The organism is Olivibacter sp. SA151 (genome assembly GCF_054130995.1).
Genome location: NZ_CP096391.1, coordinates 325,744 through 337,410, shown reverse-complemented (window position 1 = coordinate 337,410; position 11,667 = coordinate 325,744). Strand labels below are relative to the sequence as shown.

Annotated in this window: 11 protein-coding genes; 9 read left to right on the top strand and 2 right to left on the bottom strand. The window is 41.1% G+C overall.

Annotation, left to right across the window (positions count from 1 at the left end):
* Positions 1–5: 5 nt before the first annotated feature.
* From argB to argH, 4 genes are all read left to right on the top strand, one after another.
* On the top strand, positions 6–782 hold the full coding sequence (argB, locus tag M1D52_RS01305) for an acetylglutamate kinase (protein ID WP_041387970.1): 777 nt from the start codon (positions 6–8) through the stop codon (positions 780–782).
* Between the two features lie 24 nt (positions 783–806).
* Entirely contained in the window at positions 807–1,610 is an 804-nt protein-coding gene (gene proC, locus M1D52_RS01300) for a pyrroline-5-carboxylate reductase (RefSeq protein ID WP_437394094.1), read from the top strand.
* A gap of 1 nt (position 1,611) precedes the next feature.
* Positions 1,612–2,679 (top strand): M20 family metallo-hydrolase, encoded by a 1,068-nt coding sequence (locus M1D52_RS01295; RefSeq protein ID WP_437361649.1) that lies wholly within the window; start codon positions 1,612–1,614, stop codon positions 2,677–2,679.
* 165 nt (positions 2,680–2,844) lie between these two features.
* Positions 2,845–4,176 (top strand): argininosuccinate lyase, encoded by a 1,332-nt coding sequence (argH, locus tag M1D52_RS01290; protein ID WP_437361648.1) that lies wholly within the window; start codon positions 2,845–2,847, stop codon positions 4,174–4,176.
* Between the two features lie 90 nt (positions 4,177–4,266).
* Here argH and pyrH read toward each other — a convergent pair whose 3' ends face one another.
* Complete coding sequence (pyrH, locus tag M1D52_RS01285; protein WP_013664341.1) at positions 4,267–4,974, bottom strand: UMP kinase; 708 nt, start codon at positions 4,972–4,974, stop codon at positions 4,267–4,269.
* A gap of 535 nt (positions 4,975–5,509) precedes the next feature.
* Between pyrH and M1D52_RS01280 the strand changes: the two genes are divergently transcribed.
* From M1D52_RS01280 to M1D52_RS01270, 3 genes are read left to right on the top strand one after another with little or no spacing between them, the layout of a single operon-like run.
* Positions 5,510–6,136, top strand: coding sequence for an SAM-dependent methyltransferase (locus M1D52_RS01280; protein WP_377609921.1), 627 nt, complete (start codon positions 5,510–5,512; stop codon positions 6,134–6,136).
* A 52-nt stretch (positions 6,137–6,188) separates the two neighbouring features.
* The gene (gene hemW, locus M1D52_RS01275) at positions 6,189–7,340 is read left to right on the top strand and encodes a radical SAM family heme chaperone HemW (protein ID WP_437394093.1); all 1,152 of its coding nucleotides are present in this window, start codon (positions 6,189–6,191) and stop codon (positions 7,338–7,340) included.
* The gene (locus M1D52_RS01270) at positions 7,327–8,148 is read left to right on the top strand and encodes an SDR family NAD(P)-dependent oxidoreductase (RefSeq protein ID WP_130854807.1); all 822 of its coding nucleotides are present in this window, start codon (positions 7,327–7,329) and stop codon (positions 8,146–8,148) included. Before hemW ends, M1D52_RS01270 begins: the two co-directional genes overlap by 14 nt.
* A 90-nt stretch (positions 8,149–8,238) precedes the next feature.
* Here M1D52_RS01270 and M1D52_RS01265 read toward each other — a convergent pair whose 3' ends face one another.
* Positions 8,239–9,480 (bottom strand): 3-deoxy-D-manno-octulosonic acid transferase, encoded by a 1,242-nt coding sequence (locus M1D52_RS01265; protein ID WP_013664346.1) that lies wholly within the window; start codon positions 9,478–9,480, stop codon positions 8,239–8,241.
* 123 nt (positions 9,481–9,603) lie between these two features.
* On the opposite strand from M1D52_RS01265, the gene M1D52_RS01260 reads away from it, so the two are divergent.
* Together M1D52_RS01260 and galE are read left to right on the top strand one after the other, a co-directional pair.
* Positions 9,604–10,587, top strand: a complete 984-nt coding sequence (locus M1D52_RS01260; protein ID WP_130854805.1) for a UDP-glucuronic acid decarboxylase family protein — start codon at positions 9,604–9,606, stop codon at positions 10,585–10,587.
* 14 nt (positions 10,588–10,601) lie between these two features.
* Positions 10,602–11,633, top strand: a complete 1,032-nt coding sequence (galE, locus tag M1D52_RS01255; protein ID WP_437394092.1) for a UDP-glucose 4-epimerase GalE — start codon at positions 10,602–10,604, stop codon at positions 11,631–11,633.
* The last annotated feature ends 34 nt before the right edge of the window (positions 11,634–11,667 follow it).

The following is an 11,667-nucleotide window of genomic DNA, read 5'->3' as shown; positions in this document are numbered from 1 at the left end:
CTCATATGGAAAAACTAAATATCGTAAAAATAGGTGGCAATATTGTAGAGAATGAAACCGCGCTATCTGCGTTTACTAACGTTTTTGCCAATTTGAAAGGAAAGAAAATATTAGTGCACGGTGGAGGAAAAATTGCCAGTAAGTTAGCAAGCGATCTAGGCATCGAGGCAAAAATGGTCAATGGCAGACGGATAACGGATCTCGAAACGCTGAAAATTGTGACCATGGTATATGCCGGCTTGACAAACAAAAGCATTGTCGCCCTATTACAAGCGAACCACTGCGATGCGATTGGACTAAGTGGAGCAGATGGGAACACGATTCGCACCATTAAACGCCCTGTCAAAGAGATCGATTATGGATTTGCGGGCGATATGACCCCAACTTCGATTCATAACAAGCGTATCCAAAGTCTGCTCGAACTCGGCTTATGCCCTGTATTTTCCGCTATAACCCATAACGGAGAAGGTCAGTTATTAAACACAAATGCCGATACCATTGCTTCTGCATTAGCCGTAGGGCTCGCCTCAAACTATGATATTTCTCTAATTTACTGCTTCGAAAAAAGAGGCGTATTAAAAGATATAGAAGACGAAGGCTCCGTTATTACGCAAATTAATCGTACTCATTATAGCATGCTAAAGGAGCAAGGTATTATTGCCGACGGCATGATTCCAAAACTTGATAATGCTTTTGATGCCATTTCAAAAGGTGTCAAGAAAGTAATTATTAAACATGCGAATGATTTAACAGATGAGCAAGCAGGAACAACCATTTTTTAACGCAAATAATTCAACACGAACATTATGCCTAAGATTACCATCATAGGAAGCGGCAACATCGGCCTATCCTTGGCAAAAGGACTGATAGCGAAGGCTTATTGTAATGCCTCCGATATAACGCTCACGAGAAGGAACATCAGAAATATGTCACAGGAAGCCGAACTTGGATTTAAGCTTTCGGACAATAATAGAGAAGCAGTTCTTGATGCTAATATCATTGTTCTGGCGGTTCTCCCTCAGCAACTAAATCAAGTATTGGAACAAATCAATGGAGCCGTAATTGCCGATGAACAGCTTGTTGTTTCAGTAATTTCAGGCGTAAGCTGCCGAGATATCCGTCATAAGCTGGGCGATGCTGTACAAGTAATACGGGCGATGCCTAATACGGCCATCGCTATCGGACAATCCATGACATGCATCGCCTCCGATAATGCACACGAGCAGCATATGGACGAGGTCACTCGCTTATTTGAAACCGTAGGTGCTGTAGTTACCATCAATGAAGATTTGATGACTTCTGCCACTGCGCTTTGTGCTTGCGGGATTGCCTTTTTCTTAAGAAGTATTCGCGCGGCTTCTCAGGGAGGTGTTGAAATTGGATTTCATGCCCACGATGCATTAAAGATGGCTGTTCAAACCGCAAAGGGTGCGGCCGACTTGTTATTGCAAATGCAAAGCCATCCGGAAAGCGAAATTGATAAAGTAACCTCACCAAAAGGCTGCACAATTGCCGGCTTAAACGAGATGGAACATAACGGCTTTAGCTCTGCCTTTATCAAAGGCATTAAACTCTCTGCGGAACGGGCCGGCGGGCTATATAAGGAATAAGATGGACGCATTAATAAGGGATAGCATCGATTTATTGAAAGACCTAATTGAAATTCCATCTTTCAGCAAGGAAGAAACCGGGACAGCAGATCGAATTCAGCGCTTCTTCCAAGAGCGGGATATACCATGTTATAGGAAGTTAAATAACGTTTGGGCTTACAATCAGTTTTATGACAAGCGTAAACCCACAATTTTATTAAATTCTCACCACGACACAGTAAAACCGAATACAGGTTACTCCCGCGATCCCTTTAAAGCAGCTGTAAGCGATGGTAAATTATATGGCTTGGGGAGTAACGATGCAGGTGGACCGCTAGTCTCTCTCATCGCAACTTTCTTACATTTTTACCCTTTACAAGAACTCCATTACAATATATGCATAGCAGCAACTGCAGAGGAAGAAATCTCAGGAAGGAATGGAATTGAGCTGATATTTCCCTTATTAGAGCCCATAGATTTTGCCATTGTAGGTGAGCCCACGGAGATGCATCTCGCCATTGCCGAAAAAGGGCTAATGGTACTTGACTGCATGGCCCAGGGGGCGTCAGGACATGCAGCAAGAGAAGAAGGCGATAATGCGATCTATAAAGCCATGAAAGACATTGAGTGGTTCCGCACCTATAAATTCCCTAAAGAATCCGCTGTCTTCGGCCCTATAAAAATGAGTGTAACAGTCATCAATGCCGGATCCCAACATAATGTAGTCCCGGCAACCTGCAGTTATGTAGTGGACGTGCGCACAACCGATGCTTATTCCAATGAAGAAGTACTGGCTATCATCCGCCAATATGTGGCAAGCGATGTACAGCCGAGATCCACTCGACTCAATCCTTCATCAATAACAAAAGACCATCCTTTTGTGAAAGCGGGAGTGGCTTTAGGCAGGAAAACATATGGGTCGCCCACCATGAGTGACCAAGCGCTCATTCCCGTGCCGTCTTTAAAAATGGGTCCCGGTGATTCCGCCCGCTCTCATAGTGCGGATGAATTTATATATCTTCGCGAAATTGAAGAGGGAATAGAACTTTATGTAGCTTTGCTAAGCAAGGTTTTAGCTATTAGCAATTAACTTTCGGTTATCAGCAATCGGAGATTGGCACTCGGCTAATGGCTTTTTTACTTTTTAATTTTGAATTTTTAATTTCTTATGAAATGTCCATGATTGCAAAACACAAACTCGAATGAAAATAATCTGGACATTCTATATGACCTTTCAAAGACAAATTATTTACATATGAAACTTTGGCAAAAAGAAACGGAAGTAGAGCAATCGGTCGAAAAATTCACAGTAGGAAACGATCGAGCACTTGATATATTTTTGGCTCCTTTTGATGTATTAGGATCCCTTGCGCATACGCAAATGCTCGAAAGCATTGGCCTATTGACAAAAGACGAACTAGCGGTTATTCAAGAAGAGCTCAAAAAGATTTATCGCGAAATTGAGACGGGTGGTTTTACAATTGATGAGCATGTGGAGGACGTTCACTCTCAGATTGAGCTATTGCTCACGCAACGTATCGGAGATGCCGGAAAGAAAATACACAGTGGTCGTTCAAGAAACGATCAGGTATTGGTCGACCTCAAACTTTACTTTAGAAACGAGATCAAACAAATTGTAGAAAATACTAAGTTTTTATTCGAGCTACTCATAGAACTAAGTAATCAATACCGGGAAGTGTTAATGCCGGGGTATACCCATTTGCAAATTGCTATGCCTTCCTCATTTGGGCTTTGGTTTGGTGCTTACGCTGAAAGCTTAGTAGACGATCTGGAGCTTATGTTGGCCGCTTGGAAGATATGCAATAAGAACCCTTTGGGTTCCGCAGCAGGCTATGGTTCTTCCTTTCCATTGAACAGAACATTAACCACCGAATTATTGGGTTTTGAGACCTTAAACTACAACGTTGTATACGCACAAATGGGCCGTGGAAAGACAGAACGAGTCTTAGCACAAGGAATGAGTGCAATCGCCGCATCACTAGCAAAAATGGCCATGGATGCCTGCCTATATATGAATCAAAATTTCGGATTCATTAGTTTTCCCGATAAATTGACAACAGGATCCAGCATCATGCCCCATAAAAAAAACCCGGACGTCTTTGAACTTATCCGAGCTCGCTGCAATAAAATCCAGGCCTTGCCAAATGAAATCGCTTTGATGACCACAAATCTTCCTTCGGGATATCATCGAGACTTGCAGTTGCTGAAAGAGAATTTATTTCCCGCCTTTCAATCCATCAACGACTGCCTTCAAATGATGCACTTAATGCTGAGCAATATTAAAGTCAATACAAATATTCTCGAGGATCCAAAATACAACTACTTATTCAGTGTAGAAGTGGTGAATCATGAAGTGTTACAAGGCGTCCCTTTTAGAGAGGCTTATAAAAACATCGGTTTGGCAATAGAAAAAGGGACTTTTAAACCCATTAAGGAAGTAAAGCACACGCACGAAGGGAGCATCGGTAACTTACAAAACAAAGAAATAAAAAATCTCTTCGAAAAGGTCCTGGGCGAATTTGGTTTCCATAAAGTGGACCGAGCCTTAAAGGAATTGCTTCAATAAGGACGAAAGGTGAAGATGTAGGACATAACGCATAAGGTTATCAAATTAACCATAAGCCTTATACCCTACATCCCACTCCTTTAAGCTGCCTTAGTCTTTTACTAAAGTACCTATTAGCTCGCCTTGTGCTAAACGAACTAAATTGCCACTTTTATTCATGTCAAATACGATAATCGGCAATTTATTCTCTTGGCATAAAGTAAAGGCTGTCATATCCATTACATTCAATCCTTGATTATATACATCTTGGAAGGTAATCTGGTCAAACTTAGTTGCATTAGGATCCTTTTCCGGATCGGCAGTATAGATACCGTCTACCCGAGTACCTTTTAACACAACATCCGCATTGATTTCAATAGCTCTTAAAGAAGCCGCCGTATCCGTAGTAAAGTATGGGTTTCCGGTACCGGCACCAAAAATTACGATTCTACCTTTTTCCAGATGCCTTACTGCCCTTCTTCGGATAAACGGCTCGCAAATCTGCTCCATTTTTATCGCTGTGAGCAGGCGCGTTTTCATGCCAGCCTTTTCTAACGCATCCTGTAAAGCCATGCTGTTGATGACGGTGGCCAGCATGCCCATGTAGTCAGCTTGCACACGATCCATCCCTGCTTTTTCTGCACTCAGTCCACGGTAAATGTTTCCGCCTCCAATAACAATTGCAATCTCTACCCCTTCATCATAGACAGCTTTTATGTCTTGTGCGTACTGGGCGACACGGTCGATATCGATACCGTACTGTTTGTTACCCATTAAAGCTTCTCCGCTAAGTTTAAGTAGGATACGTTTGTATTTCATTTGTATATAATTATTGATAAGTATTTACATTATTTTGCCCGTACAATTCCTCAACTTGTGGGTCGTCATTAACAACGACGCAAAATTGGGTAGCTATGTTATTTGGGGGGAAAGTATACAAGATAAATAAGGGATTGATAAAACTCGTATTTTCTTGTGATATAAAATGGTGGATATTCATCCAGATGTTATTTAATTTTTAAAGATATATAGCGTAGTCTTTTCAATGTATCTTTCAAAACAACGATTTTGTCAAGGGGATTCTTATTCATCTTTTGAAATTTCACGTTCCCGGCAAATACGTCCCTAACCTGTATGCGGCACCTATATGCTTTAGATAATGAAATAAGAACAGCCCGCCAAAGATATTAAAAAATCGTAATAATCCATTTACTCAAAATCTATCAGATGCATAACAATTTCATCACAAAGTGCGATGATCGCATTGCGCATCTACGTTCAAGAAGCTGTTTAAGTGAAACAGCTTCTTAAAAGGTAAAATACATTAGAAATTAGGTACGATTGTTGTACCTTTATGTCAAAACTTTTACCACAGACCTTAACACATTATATGGTTGTCGACTTAAATAAACGTTCGAAGTTAGCAGAAAAACTTCCGCTAGCTATCATACTTTTTTTATCAACATGCCTTGGACTCCTTTCCTGTTCTACTAAGAAGACCGCAACAGAACAATCTTTGGATGTTCCTTACGTAGCCAGTAAACCAGCGGTTGTTGAAGCGATGCTACAAATTGCCCAGGTAAACAAAAACGACTTAATATATGATTTAGGTTGCGGAGACGGCCGGATCGTTATTACGGCAGCTAAAGAGTATGGAGCCACCGGTGTTGGCGTAGATATAGATCCGAATAGAATTAAGGAAGCGAATCGAAATGCACAGAAAGAAGGTGTTAGCGACAAGGTTCAGTTCCTACAGCAAGATCTTTTTGACGTGGATTTCAGTAAAGCATCCGTGGTGACGCTGTATCTGCTTCCCTATGTCAATTTAAAACTGCGTCCAAAACTATTGGAACAATTAAAACCCGGTACGCGTATTGTCTCGAACGAATTTGATATGGGGGATTGGCAGCCTGAGAAAAAAATCAAAGTTGGCGAATCTACTATTTACTTCTGGACGATCCCGGAAAAGAAGCCTATATAAAATGAGTTAACGATGAAGAATAAATCCATTCCATTGCCTTAACTTTGCAGGCATGGGTGGTATTTACTTTCATATACCTTTTTGCAAACAAGCATGTCACTACTGTGATTTTCATTTCAGCACTTCAATCAAGTACAAAAATGAAATGTTGGAAGCCATGGCGAAAGAACTGCGCCTACAATCGAGCTATCTTCCCACCGATCGAATTAATACAATCTATTTTGGTGGAGGCACGCCTTCGATCTTAGAAGCGTCGGAAATCAGTTTCTTACTGGATGAGGCAAGTCGCCATTACGACATTAGCAATACGGTTGAAATCACCCTGGAAGCAAATCCGGACGACCTAGGCAAAACAAAGATTGAAGCTTTTCGAAGAACTTCCATTAACAGATTCAGTATTGGTATCCAATCGTTCTATGACGAAGATCTGAAATGGATGAACCGTGCGCATACTGCTCAAGAAGCCGATAGTGCGATAAAGCGAGTACAGGATGCCGGTTTTGACGATATCACAGCCGACTTAATTTATGGCTATCCTTTGTTAACCGATGAAAAATGGTTAAACAATATACAGAAACTCGTACAGCTTCACATTCCGCATATCTCTGCTTACAGTTTGACAGTAGAGCCAAAAACAGCCTTAGCCCATCTCATAAAGGTAGGAAAATATAAAAAAATGGACGATGAACAGGCGGCAGCACAATTTCTTCAACTCATTGAAACGCTAGACGGCTATGCTTATGAGCATTACGAAATTTCAAATTTTGCATTACCGAGTCGTTATGCAAAACACAACACAAATTACTGGAAATCAAAGCCCTATTTAGGAATAGGTCCTTCCGCTCATTCGTTCAATGGATTACAACGGCAATGGAATATCAATAACAACCAGCAGTATATAACATCGATAAACCATCAGCGTGTTCCTGCTGAGGTCGAGACATTATCTGAAATCGATCGGATTAATGAGTATATCATGACTTCTTTACGAACAATGTGGGGGCTCGATCTAGAATACCTCGAACGTCTCTACGGAAGTGCCGCCCTGGGCTATGTTGTAAGCAATGCGAAGCAGTTTGAAGAAGATAACAAAATATATAGGGAGCGCGATTGCCTAAAACTGACCGTTTCAGGAAAATTGATGGCCGATTACATCGCTTCCGAACTTTTTATTGAAGAAGGATATGAACATGAAAAGATCTAAAAAAAATATAATACCTGCCGGTCATCGAGTTATTTGGATTATTGGCGCTTCAGCCGGAATAGGAGAAGGCTTGGCCAAGTACTATGCTTCTATAGGCGCTAAGCTTATCATTTCTGCCCGTTCGAGAGACAAGCTATACCAAGTAAAAGCAGCCTGCAAAGGCAATCCCATGAATGTCCATGTGTTACCTCTTGATTTAGAAGACGAAACTTCCCTGCCCGAAAAAGCACTGGAAGCATTACGCATATTTGGCAGAATCGACACATTGATCCATTCCGCCGGTGTAACCCAACGGGCCTTAGCCATAGACACAAAGTTATCCGTGGCACAAAAGATTATGGACATTAATTATTGGGGACCTGTAGCCATAACCCAAGCGGTATTACCCGCCATGCAACAACAGGGCAGAGGGCATATCATAGTTATAAGCAGCTTGATGGGAAAAATTGGAACGCGATTTAGATCTTCTTATGCAGCATCCAAACATGCATTACATGGTTATTTCGAATCCCTGCGACCGGAAATCTACGACGACAACATACACATTAGTATGGTATGCCCTGGTTTCGTAAACACCTCATTGGGCGAAAAAGCACTAATAGGCAATGGTGAAAAATATCAAAAGAAAGATGATGTCCACATCAAAGCAATGTCAGTATCCGAGTTCGTGAAACGCTTGATCCCTCATTTAGACAAACAAAAAGAAGAAATATTTATAGCGGGAAGTGAAATTAAAGCGATTTGGGCCAGTAAATATTTACCAGGCAAGCTCTTTAGGAGGAAAATCAGAGAAGCGAAAGTGATTTGAGCGGATGTATTAGCAGTTGTTAGTCGCACCTTATTCCTTCTACTTTCAAGAATGGTCGAGTAAATGCCACCACTGCACCCAACTACGGACCTACTCTCGACTTCCAGCCAAATAATCGATAATCTTCGCCGTAGCACCAGCCTGTTGTTGTACATAGCCATACGCTCGATTCCCCGCCTCCTGTCTAATCTCTATTTCTTGCAAACGTTCAAACACTGCTACAAACTCTTGTAAGTTGCGAATGCTAAAAGCTGCTTTGGCTGCAATTAGGTCTTTTGCTTCTTGAAATTTGTGATAGTGAGGGCCAAAAATTACCGGAACGCCATAAGTTGCCGCCTCCAATATATTATGAATTCCAACGCCGAAACCACCACCAATATAAGCGACATCTGCATAACTATACAAGTAGGAGAGCATACCTATGTTGTCTATAATTAGTACAAAAGCATTCGCATTATCTTTTGGATGAACGCTACTATTTAACGTGGAGAATCGCACACTCTGTTTAAATCGGCTATCAATTTCATTTAAATGAGCGGCATCAACAATATGTGGCGCAATCACTATTTTCCATTCGGGATAAACCTGTCGCAAAGACATAATCAATTCTTCATCTGGCAACCAAGTACTCCCCGCCACTAGAACTTTATGTCCGTTAACAAAACGGGAAACAACCTCTATCTCGCGTTTATGCTGCGAGAGGTGCGCCACGCGATCGAATCGGGTGTCACCCGTTAACGAAACATTTTTAAGACCAATACTATGCAGCAAAGCAACACTTTCCTGATTTTGAGCGAAATAAAAAGTCACATAGCGCAAAGTCGATCTAAAAAGTCGGCCATACCAAGTGAAATAAAATTGCCCTTTCCGGAATATAGCCGAAACTAAATAAAGGGGAATTCGCCGATTATGAAGCGCCTTAAAATAATTGTGCCAAAATTCATACTTTACGAAGAACACTTCTTCTGGATTGATGAGCTCGATAAACCTCTTGGCATTGGCGGGTGTGTCTGCGGGGAGATAAAACACATAATCCGCTTTGGCATAATTAGCTCGCACCTCGTAGCCGGATGGAGAAAAGAAAGTAACTACCACTAGCTTGTTAGGAAAATGTGTTCTATAGGCTTCCAAAACAGTGCGGCCTTGCTCAAATTCGCCTAAGGAAGCAAAATGAAACCAAGTGTGTTTCTTTGATGAGTCTACTTTACCGGCGATCAACTTAAACAAGCCTTGTCGGCCTTCTTTCCATTTCCGAACCCGCGCATTAAAGGGTGCGGCAATGAGTACAAAAAACTGTCCCAAAAAAATACCCAAATTATACAATATCCACATGCTGTTAGAAGATTATGAATCATTTTAAGGACAGACAAGGTCCTGATAGTTTTTTATAAGAAACGGCAATTATATTCAATTTGTTTATCTTCGCCAAAGAATATTCCAAACATTTATTAAAGCATGTCAAGAAAGCGCATATTAATTACCGGGGCAGCTGGTTTCCTTGGATCACATTTATGCGATCGTTTTATCAAAGAGGATTTCCATGTAATCGGAATGGACAATCTAATAACCGGGGATTTACGAAATATCGAGCATTTATTCAAACTGGAAAATTTTGAGTTTTACAATCATGATGTTTCCAAATTTGTCTACGTACCAGGGCGCCTAGATTATATTTTACATTTCGCATCTCCTGCTAGTCCGATTGATTATCTAAAAATTCCAATTCAGACATTAAAAGTCGGTTCCTTAGGCACCCACAATTTACTCGGCTTAGCACGTTCTAAACAGTCGCGCATTTTAGTAGCATCCACGTCAGAAGTATATGGCGATCCTACGGTAAGTCCGCAGCCGGAAGAATATTGGGGAAATGTAAATCCGGTAGGTCCTCGCGGGGTATATGATGAGGCTAAGCGTTTTCAGGAAGCTATTACCATGGCTTACCATACGTTTCATGGATTGGATACACGGATTGTTCGAATATTTAACACTTACGGTCCGCGTATGCGACTAAACGATGGAAGGGTTTTACCTGCTTTTATAGGACAAGCCTTGCGAGGTGAAGACCTAACGGTATTCGGAGACGGCTCACAAACACGTTCGTTTTGTTATGTGGACGATCAAATAGATGGCATTTACCGGTTATTAATGAGTGATTATACACAACCCGTAAACATAGGAAATCCTGATGAAATAACCATCAAGCAATTTGGAGAAGAAATAATAAGACTGACAGGAACGAATCAGAAACTAGTTTATCGTGACCTACCGATCGATGATCCTAAACAAAGAAGACCCGATATAACAAAAGCGAAGGAAATTCTAGGATGGGAACCTAAGATTGGACGGGAGGAAGGTCTGCAAAAGACTTATAAATATTTTAAATCACTTCCCGAAAAAGAAATAAAACACAAAGATTTTACGTATTATAACAAGCATTAATTAAAATCGATTATATGAGCAAAATTTTGGTTACCGGCGGTACGGGATATATCGGATCGCATACCGTTGTAGAATTACAAAATGCAGGTTACACGCCTGTTATTATTGATAATTTATCGAATTCTAATAAAGGGGTTTTGAAACAAATAGCTTCCATCACCGGAAATAGCCCGGAGTTTCATGAATTTGACCTCTGCAACGAACAAAAGGTAATCGAATTTGTAAAGAATAACCCGGATATCACCGGACTCATTCATTTCGCGGCCAGCAAAGCGGTTGGCGAATCTGTAGAAGAACCCATCAAGTACTATCGAAACAATTTCTTTTCTTTACTCAATCTATTAAATGCATTTAAGGGTCGCGATATCAATTTTGTATTCTCCTCAAGCTGTACAGTTTATGGGCAGCCTAAGGAATTACCGGTAACCGAAAGCGCACCGGTTCAAAAAGCTGAATCGCCCTACGGTAATACTAAACAGGTAGCCGAAGAAATCTTAAGCGATACGGCCAAGGCTTTTACCAATTATCATATCATTGCTTTACGTTATTTTAATCCTGTGGGAGCACATGCCAGTGCTTTAATCGGCGAATTGCCATTAGGTGTACCTCAAAACCTTGTACCCTTCATTACACAGACAGCAATTGGAAAGCGAGAAAAAGTTACCGTGTTCGGAAATGACTATGATACACCCGATGGATCAGCCATTAGGGATTATATCCATGTTGTAGACCTCGCAAAGGCACACGTAGCGGCCATAAAACGTTTAGAAGAACATAAGGCCAAAGCCAATTATGAAGTATTCAACATCGGTACGGGTAAAGGTTTGTCCGTGCTCGAAATTATCAGGGCCTTCGAATCGTCAACAGGCGTAAAACTGAATTATCAAATTGGCCCACGCCGTGCAGGAGACATCGAAAAAGTGTGGGGAGATGTCTCTAAATCATTGACGGAATTGGGGTGGAAAGCCGAATTGGATGTGGAGGAAATGATGCGTTCGGCTTGGGCTTGGGAAGTTTATTTAAAAGAGAAAAATCCATTTGGATAATAAAATTGTGTTTAGCAAACATACTTAATAGAAA